Here is a 22,465-nt window from a genome sequence, read left to right as displayed (position 1 = left end):
TACCGTCCATCCTCGGATCCAACGCACCGTAGGCGACTGGATCCGCTGGGGAGTGAGGTGCGCGAGCGATGCCGTGGTGGTCATGGCGCCCCGGTCCCGCCGACGGCGGCGGCGATCCGGAAACCCGAAGCGGGATCACAGTGGAGAGCGCGGTCCGGGTCGGACCGCCCAACCCTCGCCAGCCGGGGGACGACTGCCCGTCCAACGAGCGGCCCGTGCTGACCGAGATGCCGGCCACCATCGAGCCGGTGAGCCTGCGCCGGGTCTGCGACGCACTCGATCTGCTCGACGTGCGCTACCTGGCCGATGGCGACGGCAACCTGCTGGCCATGTGGGAGCGGCACGCCGTGCTGGTCACCCTCGAGGGGCCGGAGGACGAGATCCTGGTGATGCGGGCCCGTCCGCACGCCACGGTGCCGCCGGACTGGGCCGACCGGGCCTACCGGGTGGTCAACGAGTGGAACCACACCCGCCGGTTCTGCAAGGCGTACATCGGCGACCCGACCGAGCGCGGCCAGCTACCGATCTACGCCGAGCTCCAGGTGCCGCTCGGTGCCGGCACACACGACGCGCTGTTGGTCGAGATGCTCGACTGCGGCGCGGCGGTCGCCACCAGCTTCGTGGACTGGCTGCACGACGAGGGCGCGCTGCTCTGACACCGGCCGTGGACCGGGCAGGTCAGGCCGGGTCGTCCTCGACGTTGACCATGAAGTGCGCGGCCCGCTCCAGGTAGTCCCAGAGTGTGTCGGCGATCTCCGGCTCCAGGTCGAGTCGGTCCACGGCGCGGCGCATGTTCCGCAGCCAGGCGTCCCGCTCGGCCGCGCCGATCCGGAAGGGCGCATGCCGCATCCGCAGCCGCGGGTGGCCCCGCTGGGCGGAGTACGTGTTGGGGCCGCCCCAGTACTGCATCAGGAACAGGGTCATCCGGTCCGCGGCCGGGCCCAGGTCCTCTTCCGGGTACATCGGGCGCAGCAGGGGATCGCTGGCAACGCCAACGTAGAACTCGTCCACCAGCTTGCGGAAGGTGGGTTCGCCGCCGACCGCTTCGAAGAGGGTCATCGACGCACCGGGACGGTCGGATTCACCTGCGGGGTTCACCGTTCCATCCTGCCAGGTGCGCTCCGTGCCGGCCCGACCCGCACACCGTGCGTCGGATCACGCCGGGTCGACGCGCCCGGCCCGCTCGTGTCGGCGTCGGCGGAACGGGTCAGGTGACCACGTGCCGGCGGTGGCCGTCGCCGGTACGCGGCTCGGGGGGGCCCGCCGTCGTGCCGCCGCTGGCGGGACCGTCCGGGTTGGGAGGCGGCTCGGCGTTGGCCGCCGAGGCCGCCGCGATCGCGGCGTCCACCGTCTGCCGATCGGGCCAGCGCAGCGTGGCCACCGTCATCAGCACCACACCGGCGGCGCTCCACACCCCGACCACCACCGGGATGGGGAACCGCTCGGCGAGCAACCCGGTGACCAGGACCGCGAAACCCTGAATGACCTGAACCCCGGTCGCCATCACGCCAAAGGCGCGGGCGCGGAAGCCGTTGGGCAGCGCCTGGACGAACAGCCCGTTGGCCATCGGCAGCATGCCGGCGACCGCGAACCCGCAGAGTGCGGCCAGTAGTGCCACCACCAGCGGTGGCGGGTCGAGCAGCGCCGGCACCAGCACCAGTGGGGCGAGCACCGCGAGCGGCCGCATCAGCTTCAGCCGGCGGGCTGGCCCGAACAGCCGGCTCACCAGTAACCCGCCGAGGATGAAGCCGACCGGGTTGGCCACCATGATCACCGCTTGGGCCGCGCCCGCGCTCAGGTCACCCTTGGCATCCTCGTTGGCCCAGGCAGCCGCCAGCCCCTCGGGGACGATCGAGAAGAGCATGGCGCTGAACACCAGCACCGCGATCGCCCGCAACACGGGTGTGCGGTACACGATCGCGAACCCCTGGTGCGTCTCCCGCAGCAGGTGGCTGCGGTGCGCCGGGGTCATCGACGCCGGGCGGTCCCGCACGCCGAGGCGGACCAGCAGCGCCGAGAAGCCGAACGTGGCCGCGTTGAACAGCAACGCGGCCACCGGGTCGATCGAGGCGACGGCGGCGCCGAACACGTACCCGACGACCTGGGCGGCCTGCCCGACGCTGCTGTTCAACGACAGCCCGAGCACCAGCCGGTCACCGGTGAGCAACTGTGGCATCAGCGCCGACTTCGCGGCCTGGCTCGGCGGGTTGGCCAGCGTGGCGGCGAAGATGAGCACCAACACCGCCTGGTAGGGCAGGTTCGGGATGGCGATGAGCAGCATCAACGCCATCCGGATGAGGTCACACGCGACCATCACCCGTCGGTACGGGTACCGCTCCGCGAGTGCGGCGAGCACGGGACCGCCGAGCAGCCACGGCAGGAAACTGACCGCGAAGGCCGCCGCGGAGAGCGCGACGGACTTGGTCTGCTGGTAGACGAGCAGGGTGACGGCGGCCTTCGCGACATAGTCGCCGACCCAGGAGAGAGCGCCGGCCACGAACACGGCCCGGAACTCGTGCTGTGCGAACACCTCGCGGAATGTGGCGGGGCCTTCCGCGGAAGGTCGCTCGTCGGGCACCGTCGCCTCCATGGGCCCCCGGACCGGCCGCTCGTGGCAGCCCGGCCGGAAGCACTCGTCAGATCTACGGATCAGCGAGGATGTGATCACGCTCCGGCGGGAACGCGTGCTCCGAATTCTGCCCGATCGTCTGACAACTAGCTAGGGCGAACGGATCGTTCGTCGCTTCCCCGACTGAACGAACGGACGATACCTGAGGGGCCGGGCGGCTCGCGACCCCTGAATTGGAGGACAGTGTCGCTTGGGTCAGGTGGCCCCGCCCTGACCAGTCTCACCGTCGGGCAACGGCCGGGTCGGCAGCCCGGGATAGATGCGTGCGGCGGCGATCTGGGCGGTGATTCCCGAGTTCTCCAGCGCCTCCGCGAGCCGTCGGCGCAGCTCTCGACCCACCGCGAACTGCCCGTCGGCGGTCGTCTTCACCACCGTGCGGATCACCGCCCCGTCCACCGTCATCTGCTCGACGCCCAGCACCTCCGGCGCCTCCACGATCTCCGGCGACAGCTCCGGGTCCATCGCGATCGAGGCGGCAGCGGTCCGCAGGACGGCGGTGGCCTCCTCGGTACTGCTGAAACCGATCGGCAGGTCCACCACCACGAGGGCCCAGCCCTGGCTCTTGTTGCCCACCCGGATGATCTCGCCGTTGCGGATGTACCAGAGCACTCCGCGACCGTCGCGCACGGTGGTTACCCGTAGCCCGACCGACTCGACCACGCCCATCGCCTCGCCCAGGTCGACGTTGTCGCCCACACCGTACTGGTCCTCTATCAGCATGAAGAGGCCGGCGATCAGGTCCTTGACCAGGCTCTGCGCGCCGAAGCCCAGCGCGACGCCGGCGATGCCCGCGCTCGCCAGCAACGGAGCCAGGTCGAAGCTGAACTCGCGCAGGATCATCAGCAGTGCGATGCCGAAGACGAACGCGGTGGTCAGGCTGCGCAGCACGGAACCGATCGCCTCGGCCCGCTGCCGGCGTCGCTCGGGCACGAACTCGGCGGGGTCGACCGCGGCGGTGGGGATCCGTTCGCGCAGCGGCCGCAGCATCGTCGGCACCGCGCTGTCGGTGGTCGTCCGGACCAGCCGGTCGATCGTCCGGTGCATCGCCCAGCGGGCCAGCATCGCCAGCGCCACGATCAGCAGCACCCGCAGTGGCTTGAGCAGGATCCAGTAGCTGCCCTCCGCGAACCAGGCTGAGTTGGTCAGGCGGTACACGAACTCGCAGGAGGAACTGCCCTGACAGTTCACCGATACGGCGTCGGACAGGGCTAGGGGCGTCACGCTGGCGGCACTCACCCTGTCTTCGTACCGCAAGGAGCCCGAGCGCCCGCCGCCGACCCACCGGCCGGGTGACCTGCCGCCGAGGGCATGGCCCGAACGGGGCGAACCGGCCATCGTGACAGGTGCGGGAAAGAGCTTCATGCCCGACCCCGGATTAGTACGTGCAATCCGGGGTCCGATCAGGGACTATTGGCGCAACGGACGTCGGTGATCGGCCGGCGTCGACCGTGTGGGCCGTCGTGTCCGGCCCCGGTCGACGGCGGTCCGCAGCAGCCGCTGAACCGGGAGGGTGATCGCGATGCCTGACATACGACCCACGGTGGGCTCCGGCGCGTTGGTCCTCAACGCCACCTACGAGCCGCTGTGTGTCGTGTCGGTGCGCCGTGCCGCGATCCTCGTTCTCTCCGCCAAGGCGGTCTGCGTCGCCGATGGTGACGGCATTCTGCACAGTGCCCGGGACGCCCTCCCGGTGCCATCCGTGGTGCGGTTGACCCGCTTCGTCCGGGTGCCCTACCGAACGCACGTCGGGCTGTCCCGGCGGGCGATCTTCGCCCGGGACGGGTGGCGGTGCGCCTACTGCCGGGGGCCGGCCGAGACCATCGACCACGTCTTTCCGCGTAGCCGGGGTGGCCGGCACGCCTGGGAGAACGTGGTCGCCGCGTGCGCCCGGTGCAACCACACCAAGGGTGACAAGACCCCGGCCGAGATGGGGTGGCGGTTGCACGCGATGCCGGCCGCGCCGAAGGGTACCGCCTGGCGGGTGCTCGGGCACCGCGCCCCCGACCCGCGTTGGGCCGACTGGCTGGACCTGCGCGAGCCCGAGGCAGCCGCCTGATTCGTACGACGTCGCCAGGCGCCGTCGCTGGGTGCGCCGGGTTCATCCCTGCTGGTCACCTGCCCGACGCGCGGCGCGCTCGTGGCGGTCGACCGCTCGGCCGTGAGCGATCGCGAGTAGCCGGTCGATCTCGGGCAGCATCTGCGGGCCGGGCATGACGATGCTGCCGAAGCCGTACAACGCGTAGCCCGGGTGCGGCACGAGAGTGTCCAGCCGGGCGAAGTCGAACGCGTCCCGGTGGTCCTCGAACGCCTTGGGCGGGAAGCCGAACAGCCTCTCGAACTCGGCTCGACCCAGGTCCAGGTTGAGGCGGAAGACACCGGGTCGGTCAAGCTGTGAGGCCTCGTCGAAGCCGGGCACGTCGTGCTCGACGATGGTGGCGAACGGCTGGCGGCGGTCCGGGCCGAGGTGGAAGAACCGGTCGCCCCAGGCCCCCTCCGGTGCTCCGTTCTCCTCGCTCGCCACCACCTGCTCGACGCCGGGCAGCGCGAGGATCCGGTCGGCGAGCACAGCCGGGTCGACGCCGGTCGGGATGTGCAGCACCGCGTCGGCGTGTTCGATGGTGGCCTGATTCAGCGGGAAGTAGCGGTAGTCGTGCGCTCTCACTTCGGCCGGGCCGATGTCGGACGCTCGGACGTACCCGGGAAGGCTGGTCTTCTGCTGGAGTCTGCCTTCGTAGGTCGACGCGGCGGGTGCCCCGATGCCCAGCGCGGGGCTTGCGCCGAGGCTGCCGGCAACAACCGCGTACCGGTCACCCAGCAGCGACGCGATGATCGCGCCGGCGCCGGCCCACGACAGATCCGTTCCGTCCATCGTCATCGTGCTCGGGTGGCGCTGGAGGTGCGTGTTGTGCGCGAAGACCAGCGTGGGTCCGCGGTGTGCCTCGGCCGCCCGGATCGCGAGCAGGTTTTCCGCCATCAGCGCGTCCCGGACCCCGGCCAGGCGGGCGAAGCGTTCCTGCTGCGCCAGTGGTGCGGCGGCCGCGGCGTGGTAGCGCAGCAACGCGACCGCTGACGTGGCGTGCACGAACGCCGCCCGCCAGCCCTCGGGCCGCCGGTGTGCCTGTAGGTACAACTCGGTCAGCAGGTCGTCGGCGATCACCCGCAGTCGCTGGGCGTCGGTCGAGCGCCCGACTGACCGGCCCGGTTCCCAGATCGCCGCCGTGTCGCTCCACCGGGCCTGGTCCCCGATCAGGTCGTCGATCTCCGCCGACCGGTCGAGGCCGAGGAAGTGACAGACCCGAGTGAGGTAGCGCCGCGGGCTCGGGGCGCTCTCCATCTCCAGTGGGGCGTCGAAGCCGTGGAACGTCAGGCGCTCCTCGACCGGCCGTCCGGCATTCCACTCGCGCATCCGCAGCAGTAGGTCACGGTTGGCCGGGAGCGCGCCGAACCCGTGGCTGAACCCGTCGGCGAGCGCGCGGTCGAGGGTCACGGCAGCGGCGCCTTGCACGAACTCGTCGGCGACCAGTCCCGCCGCCCGGTCACTTTCCAGTGCGATCGACCGGTAGCCGTGCTCCGTCAGCGACATGAAGGCGTCGTTGCGGATCTGAAGAAAGGCGGACTCACCATGCGTTGGTTCGCCGAACGCGAGCACGGCAGGCGATAGCGCGAGCAGGTCGAGAAAAGGCAGCATTCCATAAACCGTATCGTTGAACCAGCGGTTGAAACTTTCGAGCGATGGAGTGCGGTGACAGCCTCGAAACCCTCAAACCCAAGGGTGCACCGACCAGCCGATCTCGCGCGCCGGCACGGCCTCTCCGCGCAGGCCGTCCGCAACTACGAACGCCAGGGCGTCCTGCCGCCGGCCGAGCGCACCTCCAACGGCTACCGCCGGTTCACCGATCTGCACGCCAAGGCGCTGAGCGCCTACCTCGCGCTGATCGTGGGTCACGGCTATGCGGCCAGCGGCGACATCATGCGCGCGGTCAACCGGGGCGAGATCGACACGGCACTGCGCACGATCGACCAGAGCCATGCTCTGCTCCAGCGCGACCGGGAGACCCTGGACACGGTCGAGACGGCGGTCGCGACTCTCACCGGAACGAAGCCCGCACCACAGAGCCGTAAAGCCGTGCCGATCAGCCTGCTGGCACACCGACTCGGTCTGCGACCCGCGACTCTGCGCAAGTGGGAGTTGGCCGGGATTCTCCAGCCGGAACGCGATCCCGCGACCCGGCACCGCGCCTACTCACCAGACGACGTCCGCGACGCCGAACTCGCCCACCTGCTGCGCCGGGGCGGGTACCGGCTCGACCACATCGCCAACGTGGTGAGCCGAGTGCGCGACGCCGGAGGCGCCGAACCGCTCGCCGCGTCGCTGAGCCAGTGGCGCAAGCGGCTCACCGAGCGCGGTCGAGCCATGCTCACCGGGGCCGCCCGGCTCGCCGAGTACATCGAGGCGGACACCGGACGTCAACCACCACGAGCCTTGATTAACGAGGCGAAGACCACGACATTGTCCGCATAGCCGGTCTCGCCGCCGACCCATTGGCCGCCGCAGGTGATCAGCCGGAGGCTCGGGCGGCTGAAGTCGCCGTACACCTCGTTCACCGGCAGCCCCCCCTTGTCGAACTTCTCCACCGAATTCACCTCGAAGACCGCCACGCTCCGGTCGGTGCGGGTGACCTCGACCTGGTCGCCGGGGCGCAGCTCGCGCAGTTGGTGGAAGACCGCCGGCCCGCTGGTGGTGTCGACGTGACCGACGATCACCGCCGGGCCGTACTGGCCGGGGGTTGGCCCCTGGTCGTACCAGCCGGCCTCCTGGGCGCGGGCCGCGTCCGGCACGGCGATCGTGCCGTCCGGGGCGATGCCCACGTCGTGCACGGGCGCCTGCAGGTCGATCTTTTCAATGGCGAGGCTGGTCGGACGGCTGGCTGACAGCACCGGGAACTTCTTCGGTGGCGGTCGCAGGCCAGCGGTGAGCCGGTCCGGCAACAGGCTCATTCCGGTCACCTGCTCGATGCTGAGCATCGCCACGATCAGCACCATCAGCGCGGCGACGGCCAGCACCGGCAATCCCGGCCCCGTACCGATCAGGCGCCGGGCCAACGGCGATCCGGTCGGTCGGCTCGGTGGCAGCGGGCGGGCGGCCGGATCGGTGGTGGCGACGCTGGCCGACACGGCCTGCCCGGCGACCCGGCGCAGCCGGCCGGAGGCGCGGGCCGCCAGCCGGCCGGAGGCACGCAGCGCCGGCCCGGCCCGGAAGCGGGCGCGGCGGTCCGGCCGCGCACGCGCGGATCTGCGGGTCATGGGTCATCCGGCTCAGGAGCCGGCTCCGGTCCGGCGTCGGCCGCCCACCATTCCGAGCGCGATCACGGTGGCCACCAGCGCTACGCCGCCGAGCACCAGCAGTGAGCCGGTACCGCGACCGCCGGCCATTCCGCCGCCCCCGGTCGCCGGTCCCTTGCTGGGTGAGGCCATGTTCAGCACGGTCAGCGTGGTCGAGGCCGTCTGGCCCTTCTCACAGCGCAGGTCGACCGGGTAGTCACCGGCCTGCTTGTCAGCCGGGATGGTGACCTGCGCGGTCAGGAACCCCTTGTCCGGTTTGAGCATCACGTCCCCGAACGCATCGGAGTGCACGTTGGACCGCCGGTTGTTGTTGTCGTTGTCGCAGCTCGCCCGGATGGTGACCCGGCTACCGGCCTGGGCGCTGTTCGGCGTCACCTCGACGAAGGTGTTCTCACCGGCACGCGCTGGCGCGACCGACATCAGGACGAACGCCCCGACCAGCCCCACCAGTGTCAGTGCGGACGAGAGCGCGCGGTTGATCGTGCGGATACCCTGCATGATTTCCCCCCAACCGGCGACGACCGCCGGAACCCTCCCCTGGGCACGTGCGCTGCTTTCCCGCTGGCGCGGGGGCAAACCCGCAGGCGGGCAGGGTGGGGCGGGTCAGCGCTGGCGCGGGGTGACTCCGGAGGAGGGGAGTGGGGTGATCGGCTGCCAGCTCAGCGGGGAGGAGAGAACCATCGTGCTCGACGGCTGGCCGTACGGGGCAAGCCTGTCGATGACCCCCTCGAAGTCGCCGATCGAGCCGGCGGCCACCTTCAGCATGCTGCACGCGTCCCCGGTGATCCGATGGATCTCCAGGATCTCCGGCCAGCCGGCGACCGCCGGATCGTGCAGGATGCATCGCGCGCCGTAACAGGACATCCGGATCAGCGCGACCACGGTACGGCCTGCTCGGCTCAGGTCGACGTGGGCGTGGTAGCCGGTGATGACCCCGGTCTCCTCCAGCCGGCGAACCCGCTCGGCGACCGCAGGTGGCGACAGGTGCACCCGCCGGGACAACTCGCTGAAGGAGAGCCGCGCGTCGGCCTGCAACTCGCGCAGTAACGCCCAGTCCATGTCGTCCACGCTCAGACCTTACTTTCGTGAACCGACTTCGCCTAGTTGCCTTTGGTTTGCCAGGAGAACGCCGCGAGAGCCGTCAATCCGGCATTCCGCAGGCCGACCCGACCGCGAGATCATGACGTTGACCAGTCCGGGGAGGGAGACCAATGGTGGATCAGACGGAGCGGCGGGCGCCGAACCGCCCCGTCACGGTGCGACCGGTGACCCCACGGCAGCGGGCCGCTCGCGCCGCGCGCAACGGCGGCGAGCCGACGCTGGAGTTCGCCGAACTGGTGCCCTACGACGCGTACGTGCAGGCCAGCGCCCTGCACAGGCTGCAACAGCCACTGAGCAGCGACCCGGGCGAGATGTCCTTCCTGATGGTCAGCCAGATCATGGAGCTGTACTTCGGGCTGACCTGCCACGAGTTGCGGGAGACGCAGCGGTTGATCCGCGCCGACCAGGTGTGGGAGGCGCTGGCCCCGCTGCGCCGCGCCTCGTTGCACCTGGAGGGGCTCAACGCCGCCTGGCAGGGCCTGCGCTGGATGACCCCGGCCGACTTCAACCGGTTCCGCAACCTGCTCGGCGAGGGCTCCGGCTTCCAGTCGGCCATGTACCGGCACCTGGAGTTCCTGCTCGGGCTGCGCGATCCGACGCTGATCCGGCCGTTCCGCCGGCAGACCGAGGTGCACGCCGCGCTGAGCGCCGCGTTGGCCACCCCAAGCCTCTGGGACGACGTGGTCGCGCTGCTCGCCCGGCGCGGCTTCGACCTCCCCGCCGACCTGCTCAACCGGGACGTTGCCGTCGAGCACGACCCGCAGCCGTCGGTCGAGGCGGCCTGGGTCCGGATCTACGCCGACAACGGCCCGGACAACCACCTGCGGATGCTCGGCGAGGCGCTGAGCGGAGTCGCCGAGGAGTTCGGCGACTGGCGGTGGAACCACGTCAAGGCGGTGCAGCGCACAATGGGCGCCAAGGTCGGCAGCGGCGGTTCCGCCGGACTGGCGTGGTTGCAGCGCAGCATGGCCCGGGTGGTCTTCCCGGAGCTGTGGTCGGCCCGCACCGCGATGTGACCGGAGAGCGAGACACCCCTGTGCACACCCCTGAAACCGAACCACCGGCATGTGCGGCCGGCGAAGCTGAGCCACTGGGCTTCGCCGCTGGCGAAGCGCAGGCCCACCGCCGCGACGAGGCCGACCCGGGCCATCGGCACCTGTTCCACGTGCCGCCGGCCGACGGCGGCGACCACCCCGAGTCGGCGTACCTCGCTGGCAACTCGCTCGGCCTGCAACCTCGGGCCACCCGCGACGAACTCCTGGCCGACCTGGACGCCTGGGGGCGACTCGGCGTCGAGGGGCACCTCGATGCGGAGCGCGCCTGGCTGCCGTACCACGAGTTGTTGACCGCGCCGGCCGCACGACTCGTCGGCGCCCGCCCCGCGGAGACCGTGGTGATGAACTCGCTCACGGTCAACCTGCACCTGCTGATGGTGAGTTTCTACCGTCCGGCCGGCGCCCGCACCCGCATCGTCATCGAGGACGCCGCGTTCCCCTCGGACAGTTACGCCGTGCGCAGCCAGGCCCGGTTCCACGGCCTGGACCCGGACGACACCGTGGTCCGGCTGCGCCCGCGCTCCGGCGAGGACGCCCTGCGCACCGAGGACGTGACCGACTATCTGGCCGCCGAGGGTGACCAGGTGGCGCTGGTGCTGCTCGGCGGCGTCAACTACCTCACCGGCGAGCTGCTGGACATCCCGGCGATCACGGCTGCCGGCCGGGCGGCCGGCGCGGTGGTCGGTTGGGACCTGGCGCACGCGGTCGGCAACGTGCCGCTGGCCCTGCACGACTGGGACGTCGACTTCGCCGCCTGGTGCTCCTACAAGTACCTGAACTCCGGGCCGGGCGCGCTGGCGGGCGTCTTCGTGCACGAGCGGCACCTCGGCGACCCCGACCTGCCCCGCTTCGAGGGGTGGTGGAGCACCGCGGCGGCCACCCGGTTCGAGATGACGCCGGTGTCCCGGCCGCCGGCCACCGTGGAGGCGTGGCAGATCTCCAACCCGCCGATCTTCGCGATGGGGCCGGTGCGTACCTCGCTGGAGCTGTTCGACGCGGTCGGCATGCCGGCGCTGCGCGCGCGCAGCCAGCGGCTCACCGGTTGGCTGGAGTCGCTGCTCGACGAGGTCGTCGCCGACCGGCCGCTGCGCGTGGTCACCCCGCGCGACCCGGCCCGGCGGGGCTGCCAACTCTCGGTGCGCATCGGCACCGGCAGCGCCGCCGAGCTGACCAAACGCCTGCGGTACGAACACGGCGTCATCGCCGACGCCCGTGAGCCGGACATCGTCCGGTTCGCCCCGGTGCCGCTCTACTCCACGTACCACGACTGTTGGCGGGCCGCCGCCGCGCTCGCGGCGACGGTGTCCTCGGTGAGCGCGAGGAGTGAGCCGGGGCTGCGAGCCCCGCAGTCGGGACCGAAAGGCGGCACAGCATGACCGCGCGACGCGACGAGATCGCGATCATCGGCGCTGGGCTGGCCGGCTGTCTGGCCGCCTGCTTCCTGGCCCGGCGCGGTTACCCGGTGGCCCTCTACGAGCGCCGGCCCGACCCGCGTACCGGCACGGCCGAGCGTGGTCGCTCCATCAACCTGGCGCTCTCCGAGCGCGGGCTGGACGCGTTGCGCCGGATCGGGCTGGCCGAGCAGGTCATGGCCGACGCGCTGCCGATGCGCGGTCGGATAATCCATCCGGTCGAGGGGGAGCAGCAGTTCCAGTCGTACAGCGCGGCCGGTGACCGGGCGATCAACTCGATCAGCCGGGGTGCGCTGAACAACGCCCTGCTGGACGAGGCCGCCGCGCTGCCCGGGGTGCGGATCGTCTTCGACCACCGGCTGGTCGGGCTCGATCCGACCGACGGCGCCCTGAGCTTCGAGACCCCGCAGGGCCCGGTCGCGGCCAAGGCGTCGGTCGTGCTGGGTGCCGACGGCGCCGGTTCCGCGGTGCGCGGGCAGTTGCTGGCGTACGGGTTGCTGCGCGAGAGCGTGGACCTCCTCGACTACGGCTACAAGGAGCTGACGATCCCGCCGTTGGGCGGCGACTTCGCCCTGGACCCGGACGCGCTGCACATCTGGCCGCGCGGCACCTCGATGATGATCGCGCTGCCGAATCCGGACCGCTCCTTCACCTGCACGCTGTTCTGGCCCAACGAGGGTGCCGGCAGCTTCGCCTCGCTGACCAGCCCGACGGAGATCGAACGGCACTTCGCCGAGCACTACCCCGACGTGATTCCGCTGGCCCCGAACCTGGTCGACGACTACCAGCACAACCCGGTGGGCGTCCTCGGCACGGTCCGCTGCACTCCCTGGCAGGTCAACGGGACCGTCGGCCTGCTCGGCGACGCGGCGCACGCGATCGTGCCGTTCTACGGCCAGGGCGCCAACTGCGCCTTCGAGGACGTCGTCGAGCTGGACCGTTGCCTGGACGAGTGCGCCGACGACTGGGCGGCGGCGCTGCCGCTGTTCCAACGACGTCGGCAGGAGAACGCCGAGGCCATCGCGACGATGGCACTGACCAACTTCGTCGAGATGCGGGACAAGGTCGCCTCCCCGGTCTTCCAGCTCGGTCGGCGGGTGGAGCACGCACTGGAACGTGCCCTGCCCGGTCGGTACGTTTCCCAGTACGAGTTGGTGTCCTTCTCCACCACCCCGTACGCGGAGGTTCGCCGCCGGGTGCGCCGGCAACACCGGGTGCTCGGCGCGGTCGTCGGTGGGGCCGCGCTGCTGCTGATCGGCGCGGCGCTGAGGCGAGGGAGGCGTGCATGACCGGCACCTGGGATCCACGACTGATGACCGGCCATGCGCCGGTCGGCCCGCAGCGGTTGCGCAACTTCGTCGCCGGTGAGTTCGTCGACGGCGGGCCGACGTTCACGAAGGTCAGCCCGGTGACCGGGGAGCCGGTCTTCGAGGTGACCGAGGCGTCGACGTCCACCGTGGACGACGCGGTTGCCGCTGCCCGGGCGGCGATGCGCGGGCCGTGGGGCCGGATGGGCGAGCGGGAACGCGCCGAAGTGCTGCACCGGGTTGCCGACGAGCTGGAGCGCCGCTTCGACGATCTGGTCACCGCCGAGGTCGCCGACACCGGCAAGTCCATCGCCCAGGCCCGCACGCTGGACATCCCGCGTGGCGCGGCGAATTTCCGGGCGTTCGCGGAGATCGTGGCGACCGCGCCCACCGAGTCGTTCACGACGGTCACCCCGACCGGCGGCCGGGCGCTCAACTACGCGCTCCGAAAGCCGGTCGGCGTGGTCGCGGTCATCGTGCCGTGGAACCTGCCGCTGCTGCTGCTCACCTGGAAGGTGGCCCCGGCGCTGGCCTGCGGCAACGCCGTCGTGGTCAAGCCCAGCGAGGAGACGCCCGCCTCGGCGACGCTGCTCGCCGAGGTGATGGCCGCCGCCGGCGTACCGGCCGGGGTGTTCAACCTGGTGCACGGGTTCGGGCCGGACTCGGCCGGTGAGTTCCTCACCCGCCACCCGGGGGTCGACGCGATCACCTTCACCGGCGAGTCGGCCACCGGCGGTGCGATCATGCGGGCCGCCGCCGACGGGGTGAAGGCGGTGAGCTTCGAGCTGGGCGGCAAGAACGCCGGCCTGGTCTTCGCCGACGCCGACCTGGACGCCGCGGTGGCCGGCTCGGTGCGTTCCAGCTTCACCAACGGTGGGCAGGTGTGCCTCTGCACCGAACGTCTCTACGTGCAGCGCCCGGTCTTCGAGGAGTTCACCGCCCGGCTCGCGAAGCGGGCCGGCGAGCTGGCGTACGGCTGGCCGACCGACGAGGCCACCGCCACCATGCCGCTGATCTCCCACCAGCACCGGGCGAAGGTGCTCGGCGCGTACGAGTTGGCCCGCGCCGAGGGCGCCGAGGTGCTCACCGGGGGCGGCGCGCCCACTTTCGGTGACACCCGCGACGGCGGGTCGTACGTGCAGCCGACGGTGCTCACCGGGCTCGGCCCCGACGCCCGGACCAACCGTGCAGAGATCTTCGGCCCGGTGGTGCATGTCGCCCCGTTCGACACCGAGGACGAGGCGTACGCCCTGGCGAACGGCACCGAGTACGGCCTGGCGGCGACCGTGTGGACCCGGGACGTGGGCGTCGCGCACCGGGCCGGGGCACGGCTGGACGCCGGCATCGTCTGGGTCAACACGTGGTTCCTGCGCGACCTGCGCACCCCGTTCGGCGGGGTGAAGGCGTCCGGCATCGGCCGCGAGGGTGGCGTGCACTCGCTGAACTTCTACTCCGAACTCACCAACGTCTGCGTGGACCTGTCGTGAGCGCACCGCAGCGAGGAGTGGGCATGAAAGTTGACATCGAGGCCGCCAACCGGGAGTTGGCTGACGCCCGCAGCACTGGCAAGCCGTGTCCACCACTACGCGGCCGGCTGCTGGCGGAGGGGGACGTCGAGTCCGCGTACCGTGTGCAGCAGCTTCAGGCGCGGGCCTGGCAGGGTCGCGGCGAGCGCCGGGTCGGCGCAAAGATCGGGCTGACCTCCCGGGCGGTGCAGGAGACCTTCGGGGTGTTCCAGCCCGATTTCGGCATGCTGACCGACGCCATGGCGGTCGGTGACGGCGTCGAGGTGGCCATCGACCGGCTGCTTCAGCCGCGGGTCGAGGCGGAGATCGCGTTCGTGCTCGCCAAGGACCTGTCGGACCCGCAGATCACCACGGTCGACCTGATCCGCGCGGTCGACCACCTGCTGCCGGCGATCGAGATCGTCGACTCGCGGATCGCCGCCTGGGACATCTCCATCGTCGACACCGTCGCCGACAACGCCTCCAGTGGGCTCTTCGTGCTCGGCACGTCGCCGCGCCGGCTCGCCGACGTCGACCTGCGGCTCTGCGGAATGGTGCTGGAGCACGCCGGCGAGCCGGTCTCGGTGGGCGCGGGCGCGGCCTGCCTGGGCAACCCGCTGCACGCCCTGCAGTGGCTGGCCGGCACCCTCGCTCGCGCCGGTGACCCGTTGCGTGCCGGGGACGTGGTGCTCTCCGGGGCGCTCGGCCCGATGGTGCCGGTCACGCCGGGCGGCGCGTACGAGGCACGGATCTCCGGGCTCGGCTCGGTGCGCACCTGCTTCTCGCGGGAGGGCCAGTGAACGCGGTCCTGCGAGCCCCACAGTCGGGAACGAAAGGTGGAACAGCATGAGCGTCGGTGTGGCGGTGCTCGGTTCCGGCAACATCGGCACCGACCTGATGATCAAGGTGTTGCGGCTCAGTAGTGAGCTGCGGATGGTGGCGATGGCCGGCATCGACCCGGCCTCCGACGGCCTGGCCCGGGCCCGCCGGCTCGGCGTCGCCACCACCGCCGACGGTGTGGACGGGCTCGTCGCGATGCCCGAGTTCGCCGACGTCGAGCTGGTCTTCGACGCCACCTCGGCCGGCGCGCACCGACACCACGACGAGGTGCTGCGCGCGCACGGCCGCACGGTGGTCGACCTGACCCCGGCCGCCATCGGCCCGTACGTGGTGCCACCGGTCAACCTCGACGAGCACCTGCACGAGCCGAACGTCAACATGGTGACCTGCGGCGGGCAGGCGACCGTGCCGATCGTCGCCGCGGTGCGTCGGATCACCCCGGTGGCGTACGGCGAGATCGTCGCGTCGATCGCGTCCCGCTCGGCCGGGCCGGGCACCCGGGCCAACATCGACGAGTTCACCGAGACCACGGCCCGCGCCATCGAGGTGGTCGGCGGCGCCGAACGGGGCAAGGCGATCATCGTGCTGAACCCGGCGGACCCACCGCTGCTGATGCGCGACACCGTCTACTGCCTCTGCCCGGACGCCGACGCCGACACCGCCGCCATCGCCGCCTCGGTCGCGGACATGGTGGCCACGGTCCAGGAGTACGTCCCCGGCTACCGGCTCAAGCAGGACGTGCAGTTCGACCGGGTCCAGGCGTACCTGCCGACGCTCGGGCGGCAGCTCACCGCGCTGCAGGTGTCGGTCTTCCTGGAGGTCTCCGGTGCCGGGCACTACCTGCCGGCGTACGCCGGCAACCTGGACATCATGACCTCCGCCGCGCTGCGTACCGCCGAGCGGCTGGTCGCCCTGCGTTCTTCGGAGGTGGCCGCGCCATGACGGACCTGTACATCCAGGATGTGACGCTGCGCGACGGCATGCACGCCATCGCCCACCGGTACACCGTCGACCAGGTGCGCACGATCGCCGCCGCGCTGGACGCCGCCGGGGTGGCCGCGATCGAGGTGGCCCACGGCGACGGGCTCGCCGGCTCCAGCGTCAACTACGGCCACGGCGCGGCGAGCGACGCCGAGTGGATCTCGGCAGCCGCCGAGGTGCTGACCTCGGCGAAGCTGACCACCCTGCTGCTGCCCGGCATCGGCACCATCGCCGACCTGAAGGCGGCGAAGGCGCTCGGCGTGACCAGCGTCCGGATCGCCACCCACTGCACGGAGGCCGACATCTCCGCCCAGCACATCTCCTGGGCCCGGGAGAACGGCATGGACGTGGCCGGTTTCCTGATGATGTCGCACATGAATGACCCGGCCGGGCTCGCCGGGCAGGCCAAGCTCATGGAGTCGTACGGGGCGCACTGCGTCTACGTCACCGACTCCGGCGGTCGGCTGCTGATGACCGACGTGGCGCAGCGGGTCGACGCGTACCGGCAGGTCCTCGCTCCGGAGACGCAGATCGGCATCCACGCCCACCACAACCTGTCCCTGGGTGTGGCCAACAGCGTGCTCGCCGTCGAGCACGGCCGGATCCTCGGTGACGGCCCGCTCGGTTCCCCGTCCGGCCGGACCGTCCGCGTCGACGCCTCCCTCGCCGGCATGGGCGCGGGCGCTGGCAACGCACCGCTGGAGGTCTTCGTCGCGGTCGCCGAGCTGCACGGCTGGAAGCACGGCTGCGACGTGTTCGCGCTGATGGACGCCGCCGACGACATCGTCCGCCCATTGCAGGACCGGCCGGTCCAGGTGGACCGGGAGACGCTCTCCCTGGGGTACGCGGGGGTCTACTCCAGCTTCCTGCGGCACGCCGAACGGGCCTCCGCGAAGTACGGGGTGGACGTCCGCTCGATCCTGGTCGAGTTGGGCCGCCGCCGGATGGTCGGCGGCCAGGAGGACATGATCGTGGACGTGGCACTCGATCTGGCGGGCAAGGAGCCGGTGAGTGCGAGGAGTGAGCCGGGTCTGCGAGCCCCGCAGTCGCGAACGAAGGATGACGCAGCATGATCGGCGTGGACACCGCGGGTATCGCGGCAAAGCTGGGCGCGGCCGCCGACTCCGCGAGTGCGATTCCGCAGCTCGCCGCCGAGGTGGGGCTGGACGTGCCGACCGCGTACGGGGTGCAGGCGGCGCTGGTGCAGCGTCGACTCGACCGGGGCGAGCGGCTGGTCGGGCTGAAGATGGGGCTGACCAGCAGGGCGAAGATGGCCCAGGTCGGCGTGGACGAGGTGATCTGGGGGCGGCTCACCGACGCGATGCGGGTGCCCGACGGCGGTGCCGTGGACCCGGCCGCGTACATCCATCCCCGGGTCGAGCCGGAGGTGGCGTTCCTGCTGGACCGGCTGCCCGAGCCTGGCGAGCCGGTCGGCGACTTCGCCAGCGCGGTCCGCGCGGTCGCACCGGCCATCGAGCTGATCGACTCGCGGTACGCCGACTTCCGTTTCTCGCTGCCGGACGTGATCGCCGACAACACGTCGGCCGCCGCGTTCGTCATCGGGCCGTGGTCGCCGGTGCCGGCGGGTCTGGACAACCTGGGCGTGCTGCTGGAGGTCGACGGGCGGGTGGCGCAGGTCGGTTCGACCGCGGCGATCCTCGGCGATCCGCGCCGGGCCCTCGACGAGGGCATCCGGCTGGCGGGCCGGCACGGAGTGCGTCTGCAGTCCGGCTGGGTCTTCCTGGCCGGTGCCGCCACCGCAGCAGTCCCGCTACGTCCGGGCGCCCACGTCCGCGCGGTGGTGCAGAAGCTGGGCACGGCCTCCCTAAAGGCAACGTCATGACCCCCCTAACCCTGGTCGATCATGGAGTTGTGGTGGGGGACGAAAGGTGCGAGACGCACTCTCTCGGGCACCACAAGTCCATGATCGACGCAGTCGTGCGGCTTGGCGGGGGAGTGGGGCGGTGAATGGGGGCGGCCGGGCGCGGGTGGTGACGGGGAAGGCCACGCCTCGCGGGGCTTTTCCGCACGTCAAGGTTGCGGGGAGTTTTGTCTTTGTCTCCGGTACGTCTTCTCGGCGGCCGGACAACTCGTTCGCCGGTGTCGTGGTCGACGAGTTCGGAACGACGAACCTCGACATCCGGGTGCAGACGCGGGCGGTCATCGAGAACGTCCGCGACCTGCTGCGCTCGGTCGGCGCTGACCTCGCCGACCTCGTCCAGGTGACGTCGTACCTGGTCAACATGAATGACTTCGGTGGCTACAACGAGGTGTGGGCGGAGTTCTTCGACGCGTCCGGCCCAACCCGCACGACGGTGGCGGTGCACCAGTTGCCGCACCCGCACCTGCTCATCGAGATCCAGGCCGTGGCCCTTCTTCCCTCCGGAGGTCAGTCGTGAGTGAGATCGCAGAGCCGTTCAGCTTTCCGGGATGGATCGCGGACAACCAGCACCTGTTGAAGCCGCCGGTGGGCAACAAGGAGATGATCCCCGGCGGGGACGACTTCATCGTGATGGTGGTGGGCGGGCCCAACCAGCGCACCGACTTCCACGTGGACCCCTACGAGGAGTTCTTCTACCAGGTCAAGGGCAACATGCACATCAACCTGATGACCCCGGAGGGGCCGCGTACGGTGCACGTGCGCGAGGGTCAGATGTGGATGTTGCCGCGCAACACCCCGCACTCGCCGCAGCGGCCGGAGGCCGGCTCGATCGGCATGGTCGTCGAGCGGGTCCGCGAGGAGGGCACGCTGGAGAAGTTCCAGTGGTACTGCCCGGAGTGCGGCGGCAAGGTGCACGAGGTCGAGTTGCAGGTCCGTGACATCGCCGCCGATCTGCCGCCGGTGTTCCAGGCGTTCTACGCCGACGAGGCGGCGCGCACCTGCGCCAACTGCGGCACCCTGCACCCGGGCAAGGGCTGATGCCCTCAGGTGTGGTCGACGTGCACACGCACGTCGTACCGAAGGGATGGCCGGACCTCGGCGCAGCGTGCGGCGGGTCCGGCTGGCCGTGGCTGCGGGTCGACTCCGAGCGCGCCGCCATGATCATGGTGGGGGACACGGAGTTCCGGCCGATCGGTGCCGAGTGCTGGGACGCGTCGCGTCGACTGGCCGACATGGACGACGACGGCGTGGACGTGCAGGTGGTCTCGCCGACGCCGGTCTTCTTCAGCTACGACCGTCCGGCCGACCAGGCGGTGAAGGTCGCCCGGATCTTCAACGACCTGACCCTGGAGGTCACCGCGGCCGGCGGCGACCGGCTGGTGCCGTTCTGCCAGGTGCCCCTGCAGGACCCGGACGCTGCCTGCGCCGAGTTGGACCGCAGCCTGGCCGCCGGGCACGTGGGCGTGGAGATCGGCAACCACGTCGGCGACCGGGACCTGGACGACGCCGGTGTGGTCACCTTCCTCCAGCACTGCGCCGAGGTGGGTGCGCCGGTCTTCGTCCATCCGTGGGACATGCCGGGTAGCCCCCGGCTGGACCGGTGGATGGCCCGTTGGCTCACCGGGATGCCCGCCGAGACGCATCTGTCGGTGCTGGCGATGATCCTGGGCGGCGTCTTCGACCGGGTGCCGGAGACGCTGCGGATCTGTTTCGCGCACGGCGGTGGCAGCTTCCCGTTCTGGCTCGGCCGTGCCGACAACGCCTGGCACCGCCGGGGTGACCTGGTCCGGGGCGCGTCCGCCGGCCCGCCCAGCAGCTATCTTGACCGCTTCAGCGTCGACTCGGTGGTCTTCGCGCCACCGGCGCTGCGGCTGCTGGTCGACACTCTGGGGGAGGACCGGGTGCTGGTCGGCAGTGACTACCCGTACCCGTTGGGCGAACGCCCAGCCGGCACGGTCGTCCGCGACGCCGATTTCCTCACCGACGACCAGCGCGACAAGCTCCTGTCCGCCAACGCCCTGCGCTTCCTGCACGGCTGACCGCGCGCCCGCCGCGCGGGAGGCGCGCGTCGTGCCGGACGCCCGGTTGGTCCGTTTCCGGTCGTCGGCGCGTGTCGAGTGCGCCGAGGGCTGGCGGCCGGCAGGATGACGGGATGGCCGAGCCGCACGACCTGACCGCGTTGGAGCAGGCCGCCGCTGTCGCCGGCGGCGAGCTGTCCAGCGTCGACCTGGTCGAGCACTGTCTGCGCCGGGTGGCCGCCATCGGCGACACCGTGGGCGCGTTCGTCACGGTCACGCCGGAGCTGGCCCGGCAGGCCGCCCGCGCCGCCGACGCCGTACCGGTCGAGCGGCGCGGCCCGCTGCACGGCGTACCGACGGCGATCAAGGACCTCACGCTCACCGCCGGGATTCGCACCACCTTCGGGTCGGCCGCCTTCGCCGACTTCATCCCGCCGGTCGACGCCGACGTGGTCCGGTTCATCAAGGCCGCCGGGCTGGTCAGCCTGGGCAAGACGACCACCTCCGAGCTGGGCTGCTCGCTCTACTCGGAGGGTCGGGTCGCGCCTCCGGCCCGCAATCCGTGGCAGCTGGCGTACACCGCGGGTGGGTCCAGTGGCGGCGCGGCGGCGGCGGTGGCGGCCGGGTTGGTCCCGGTCGCCCAGGGCTCCGACGGCGGCGGCTCGCTGCGCATCCCGGCGTCGCTCTGCGGCCTGGTCGGCTACAAACCCAGCCGCGGTCTGGTCTCCGGAGGGCCCGTCGGCTCCGGCGCGTTCGGCCTGCCCACCAGCGGCCCGATCGGGCGGACCGTCACCGACGTCGCCGCGCTGCTCGACGTCATGGCCGTGCCGGTCCCCGGCGAGCCCTACCTGCCGCCGCCCACGCCGCCCGGCGGCTACCTGGCCGTCGCGCGCCGGGCCGAGCCTGGCCGGCTGCGGATCGGCCGGTTCACCACGCCGATGCTCGCCGACGAGCCGGTGCACCCCGACTGCGTGGCCGCCGTGGATCGGGCCGCCGCGCTGCTCACCGCGGCCGGCCACGAGGTGGTCGAGGTGCCGCCGCCGCTCGGGCCGGCGGCGTGGCCGCTGTTCGAAATCCTCTGGTACGTGCTGGCACTCGCCCCGGTGCCGCCACAGCGGGAGGCGGAGTTGTTGCCACTGACCCGGCTGCTGCGGGCCCGGGGCGCCGAGATCTCCGCCGGGACCCTGGCCGCCACCCTCGGTGAGCTGCAGGCGCAGGTACGCCTCGGTGCCCGCCGCACCGCCGGTTGCGACCTGCTGCTCTGCCCCACCCTGGCCGCCCCGCAGGCACCTGTCGGCTGGTTCACCGCCGACGGTGACCCAGCGGCGGACTTCGACCGGCAACGCCGCTTCTCGCCCTACTGCGCCATCTTCAACGTCACCGGCGATCCCTCCGTCTCCCTGCCGTTGGGCACCACGAGCGACGGCCTGCCCGTCGGGGTGCTGCTCACGGGCCGGTACGGCGACGACGTGCGGCTCATCGCGACCGCTGCGCAACTGGAGAACTCCAGTGACGGATGGGATCGGCACCCCGCAATCTGGCGGGCCACCGACTCCGCTAACGTGAATGGCGACGGCGTCGGGCGGTCGGCATCATGATCGTCCATCCGACCCGGTTGTTCGAGGTCGTCCTTCTTCCGCCTGGGGGCGTTGGGATTGTCTGTTACCGAGACGTTGCTGGTCTTCGTCGGCATCCCGTTGGCCGCGGTGCTGGTCATCGCCGGTCTGTCGTACGTCGGTAGCCGTGGTGGTGGCACCGGTGGTCGCGGTGGCGCCAAGCGCTACCGGCCGGGCCGGCCCTTCGACTTCACTCCGGTCTGGTTCCTGGGCCGCCCGGAGCAGCTGGCCGACTCGGCCGGCACCGCGCTGACGGCGGGGGCGCAGGCGCCCGCGCTGACCAGCCACAAGCTTGAGCAGGCCAGCGTCGAGGCGCCGGCCGGTGGAACCGGAGGCGCAAGTGACCGTTGGTGAGAAGCAGGCCGGGTCGGAGAATCCGCCCGAGGTGCTGGACGGGCCGTTCTCAACCCGCCAGCTGCTGCGCATCGACGAGGCCCTGCGCCTGGCCGACCAGGGCACCGGCCTGGTCTTCTCGGTCTTCGTCGGCGGTCTCGACGAGCCCATCCGTGACCACGCCCAGCGGCTGCACCGCCAGCTCGCCGACCCCGACAAGTCGGTGCTGATCGCCGTGTCGCCCAACCAGCGTCAGCTGGAGATCGTCACCGGGCGGTACGCCCGCAAGCGCATCCCCGACACGTACGCCAAGCTGGCCGCGCTGTCCATGGTTGGCGCGTTCAGCGGCGGCGACCTGGCCAGCGGCATCATCAACGGCCTCGACCAGCTCGCCAGCCACGCTGGCAAGGGCTGAGCCCTTCCTCGTACGACGAAGCCCGGCC

24 protein-coding genes are annotated in these 22,465 nt (G+C 71.4%); 17 read left to right on the top strand and 7 right to left on the bottom strand.

The features are described from left to right. The first annotated feature begins 68 nt into the window (after window positions 1-68). Window positions 69-656, top strand: a complete 588-nt coding sequence (locus ABZS37_RS02940; RefSeq protein WP_354996136.1) for a YbjN domain-containing protein — start codon at window positions 69-71, stop codon at window positions 654-656. Between the two features lie 22 nt (window positions 657-678). Here the strand turns inward: ABZS37_RS02940 and ABZS37_RS02935 are convergent, their stop codons facing one another. The 3 genes from ABZS37_RS02935 to ABZS37_RS02925 form a co-directional block, all read right to left on the bottom strand. Further along, window positions 679-1,059, bottom strand: a complete 381-nt coding sequence (locus ABZS37_RS02935) for a globin (protein WP_355165121.1) — start codon at window positions 1,057-1,059, stop codon at window positions 679-681. A gap of 148 nt (window positions 1,060-1,207) precedes the next feature. Continuing rightward, complete coding sequence (locus ABZS37_RS02930) at window positions 1,208-2,590, bottom strand: MFS transporter (RefSeq protein ID WP_355165120.1); 1,383 nt, start codon at window positions 2,588-2,590, stop codon at window positions 1,208-1,210. A 234-nt stretch (window positions 2,591-2,824) separates the two neighbouring features. Next, window positions 2,825-3,883 (bottom strand): mechanosensitive ion channel family protein, encoded by a 1,059-nt coding sequence (locus ABZS37_RS02925; protein WP_355165119.1) that lies wholly within the window; start codon window positions 3,881-3,883, stop codon window positions 2,825-2,827. 265 nt (window positions 3,884-4,148) lie between these two features. Between ABZS37_RS02925 and ABZS37_RS02920 the strand changes: the two genes are divergently transcribed. After that, on the top strand, window positions 4,149-4,685 hold the full coding sequence (locus ABZS37_RS02920; RefSeq protein WP_355165118.1) for an HNH endonuclease: 537 nt from the start codon (window positions 4,149-4,151) through the stop codon (window positions 4,683-4,685). 42 nt (window positions 4,686-4,727) lie between these two features. Here the strand turns inward: ABZS37_RS02920 and ABZS37_RS02915 are convergent, their stop codons facing one another. After that, window positions 4,728-6,317, bottom strand: coding sequence for a DUF6194 family protein (locus ABZS37_RS02915; protein WP_355165117.1), 1,590 nt, complete (start codon window positions 6,315-6,317; stop codon window positions 4,728-4,730). Between the two features lie 84 nt (window positions 6,318-6,401). Between ABZS37_RS02915 and ABZS37_RS02910 the strand changes: the two genes are divergently transcribed. Next, window positions 6,402-7,151, top strand: coding sequence for a MerR family transcriptional regulator (locus ABZS37_RS02910; protein ID WP_355165116.1), 750 nt, complete (start codon window positions 6,402-6,404; stop codon window positions 7,149-7,151). On the opposite strand, the gene ABZS37_RS02905 is transcribed toward ABZS37_RS02910, so the two are convergent. From ABZS37_RS02905 to ABZS37_RS02895, 3 genes are all read right to left on the bottom strand, one after another. Next, window positions 7,097-7,870, bottom strand: coding sequence for a class F sortase (locus tag ABZS37_RS02905; protein ID WP_355165847.1), 774 nt, complete (start codon window positions 7,868-7,870; stop codon window positions 7,097-7,099). The genes ABZS37_RS02910 and ABZS37_RS02905 overlap by 55 nt on opposite strands. 75 nt (window positions 7,871-7,945) lie before the next feature. Continuing rightward, window positions 7,946-8,470 (bottom strand): hypothetical protein, encoded by a 525-nt coding sequence (locus tag ABZS37_RS02900; RefSeq protein ID WP_355165115.1) that lies wholly within the window; start codon window positions 8,468-8,470, stop codon window positions 7,946-7,948. 105 nt (window positions 8,471-8,575) lie between these two features. Then, the gene (locus ABZS37_RS02895; protein ID WP_355165114.1) at window positions 8,576-9,040 is read right to left on the bottom strand and encodes an Lrp/AsnC family transcriptional regulator; all 465 of its coding nucleotides are present in this window, start codon (window positions 9,038-9,040) and stop codon (window positions 8,576-8,578) included. 146 nt (window positions 9,041-9,186) lie between these two features. Between ABZS37_RS02895 and ABZS37_RS02890 the strand changes: the two genes are divergently transcribed. The 14 genes from ABZS37_RS02890 (at window position 9,187) to ABZS37_RS02825 (ending at window position 22,437) form a co-directional block, all read left to right on the top strand. Further along, complete coding sequence (locus ABZS37_RS02890) at window positions 9,187-10,089, top strand: tryptophan 2,3-dioxygenase family protein (protein ID WP_355165113.1); 903 nt, start codon at window positions 9,187-9,189, stop codon at window positions 10,087-10,089. A 74-nt stretch (window positions 10,090-10,163) separates the two neighbouring features. Next, window positions 10,164-11,504, top strand: a complete 1,341-nt coding sequence (gene kynU, locus ABZS37_RS02885; RefSeq protein ID WP_355165845.1) for a kynureninase — start codon at window positions 10,164-10,166, stop codon at window positions 11,502-11,504. Further along, the gene (locus ABZS37_RS02880; RefSeq protein WP_355165112.1) at window positions 11,501-12,829 is read left to right on the top strand and encodes an NAD(P)/FAD-dependent oxidoreductase; all 1,329 of its coding nucleotides are present in this window, start codon (window positions 11,501-11,503) and stop codon (window positions 12,827-12,829) included. The genes kynU and ABZS37_RS02880 overlap by 4 nt, the downstream gene beginning before the upstream one ends. Before the next feature lie 23 nt (window positions 12,830-12,852). Next, window positions 12,853-14,334: a 2-hydroxymuconic semialdehyde dehydrogenase gene (locus ABZS37_RS02875; RefSeq protein WP_355165843.1), complete on the top strand. Its 1,482-nt coding sequence runs from the start codon at window positions 12,853-12,855 to the stop codon at window positions 14,332-14,334. A gap of 23 nt (window positions 14,335-14,357) precedes the next feature. After that, a complete protein-coding gene (locus ABZS37_RS02870) occupies window positions 14,358-15,152 on the top strand; it encodes a fumarylacetoacetate hydrolase family protein (protein ID WP_355165111.1) in 795 nt (264 codons plus the stop codon). A gap of 46 nt (window positions 15,153-15,198) precedes the next feature. Next, window positions 15,199-16,134, top strand: a complete 936-nt coding sequence (locus tag ABZS37_RS02865; RefSeq protein ID WP_355165110.1) for an acetaldehyde dehydrogenase (acetylating) — start codon at window positions 15,199-15,201, stop codon at window positions 16,132-16,134. Next, a complete protein-coding gene (gene dmpG, locus ABZS37_RS02860) occupies window positions 16,131-17,246 on the top strand; it encodes a 4-hydroxy-2-oxovalerate aldolase (protein ID WP_355165109.1) in 1,116 nt (371 codons plus the stop codon). Before ABZS37_RS02865 ends, dmpG begins: the two co-directional genes overlap by 4 nt. Further along, complete coding sequence (locus tag ABZS37_RS02855) at window positions 17,243-18,016, top strand: fumarylacetoacetate hydrolase family protein (RefSeq protein ID WP_355165108.1); 774 nt, start codon at window positions 17,243-17,245, stop codon at window positions 18,014-18,016. Before dmpG ends, ABZS37_RS02855 begins: the two co-directional genes overlap by 4 nt. 121 nt (window positions 18,017-18,137) lie before the next feature. Continuing rightward, the gene (locus ABZS37_RS02850) at window positions 18,138-18,572 is read left to right on the top strand and encodes a RidA family protein (protein ID WP_355165107.1); all 435 of its coding nucleotides are present in this window, start codon (window positions 18,138-18,140) and stop codon (window positions 18,570-18,572) included. Further along, window positions 18,569-19,093: a 3-hydroxyanthranilate 3,4-dioxygenase gene (locus ABZS37_RS02845; RefSeq protein WP_355165106.1), complete on the top strand. Its 525-nt coding sequence runs from the start codon at window positions 18,569-18,571 to the stop codon at window positions 19,091-19,093. The genes ABZS37_RS02850 and ABZS37_RS02845 overlap by 4 nt, the downstream gene beginning before the upstream one ends. Next, entirely contained in the window at window positions 19,093-20,094 is a 1,002-nt protein-coding gene (locus tag ABZS37_RS02840; RefSeq protein ID WP_355165105.1) for an amidohydrolase family protein, read from the top strand. The genes ABZS37_RS02845 and ABZS37_RS02840 overlap by 1 nt, the downstream gene beginning before the upstream one ends. 113 nt (window positions 20,095-20,207) lie before the next feature. Continuing rightward, window positions 20,208-21,671 carry an amidase gene (locus ABZS37_RS02835; RefSeq protein WP_355165104.1) on the top strand — a complete coding sequence of 488 codons (1,464 nt, stop codon included), beginning with the start codon at window positions 20,208-20,210 and terminating at the stop codon, window positions 21,669-21,671. 75 nt (window positions 21,672-21,746) lie between these two features. Then, window positions 21,747-22,043, top strand: coding sequence for a hypothetical protein (locus tag ABZS37_RS02830; RefSeq protein ID WP_354996233.1), 297 nt, complete (start codon window positions 21,747-21,749; stop codon window positions 22,041-22,043). Further along, the gene (locus tag ABZS37_RS02825) at window positions 22,030-22,437 is read left to right on the top strand and encodes a DUF5130 family protein (protein ID WP_354996120.1); all 408 of its coding nucleotides are present in this window, start codon (window positions 22,030-22,032) and stop codon (window positions 22,435-22,437) included. The genes ABZS37_RS02830 and ABZS37_RS02825 overlap by 14 nt, the downstream gene beginning before the upstream one ends. Window positions 22,438-22,465: the final 28 nt, after the last annotated feature.

The organism is Micromonospora sp. NPDC005413, assembly GCF_040606435.1.
In the GTDB taxonomy this organism is placed as follows: domain Bacteria; phylum Actinomycetota; class Actinomycetes; order Mycobacteriales; family Micromonosporaceae; genus Micromonospora.
This window is presented reverse-complemented; position numbering and strand designations above follow the sequence as displayed.

Coding starts and splice junctions, on each gene's coding strand:
- ABZS37_RS02940 (WP_354996136.1), top strand. CDS start 69: ATGCCGTGGTGGTCATGGCGCCCCGGTCCCGCCGACGGCGGCGGCGAT.
- ABZS37_RS02935 (WP_355165121.1), bottom strand. CDS start 1,059: ATGACCCTCTTCGAAGCGGTCGGCGGCGAACCCACCTTCCGCAAGCTG.
- ABZS37_RS02930 (WP_355165120.1), bottom strand. CDS start 2,590: ATGGAGGCGACGGTGCCCGACGAGCGACCTTCCGCGGAAGGCCCCGCC.
- ABZS37_RS02920 (WP_355165118.1), top strand. CDS start 4,149: ATGCCTGACATACGACCCACGGTGGGCTCCGGCGCGTTGGTCCTCAAC.
- ABZS37_RS02915 (WP_355165117.1), bottom strand. CDS start 6,317: ATGCTGCCTTTTCTCGACCTGCTCGCGCTATCGCCTGCCGTGCTCGCG.
- ABZS37_RS02900 (WP_355165115.1), bottom strand. CDS start 8,470: ATGCAGGGTATCCGCACGATCAACCGCGCGCTCTCGTCCGCACTGACA.
- ABZS37_RS02880 (WP_355165112.1), top strand. CDS start 11,501: ATGACCGCGCGACGCGACGAGATCGCGATCATCGGCGCTGGGCTGGCC.
- ABZS37_RS02875 (WP_355165843.1), top strand. CDS start 12,853: ATGACCGGCCATGCGCCGGTCGGCCCGCAGCGGTTGCGCAACTTCGTC.
- ABZS37_RS02870 (WP_355165111.1), top strand. CDS start 14,358: ATGAAAGTTGACATCGAGGCCGCCAACCGGGAGTTGGCTGACGCCCGC.
- ABZS37_RS02865 (WP_355165110.1), top strand. CDS start 15,199: ATGAGCGTCGGTGTGGCGGTGCTCGGTTCCGGCAACATCGGCACCGAC.
- dmpG (WP_355165109.1), top strand. CDS start 16,131: ATGACGGACCTGTACATCCAGGATGTGACGCTGCGCGACGGCATGCAC.
- ABZS37_RS02855 (WP_355165108.1), top strand. CDS start 17,243: ATGATCGGCGTGGACACCGCGGGTATCGCGGCAAAGCTGGGCGCGGCC.
- ABZS37_RS02840 (WP_355165105.1), top strand. CDS start 19,093: ATGCCCTCAGGTGTGGTCGACGTGCACACGCACGTCGTACCGAAGGGA.
- ABZS37_RS02835 (WP_355165104.1), top strand. CDS start 20,208: ATGGCCGAGCCGCACGACCTGACCGCGTTGGAGCAGGCCGCCGCTGTC.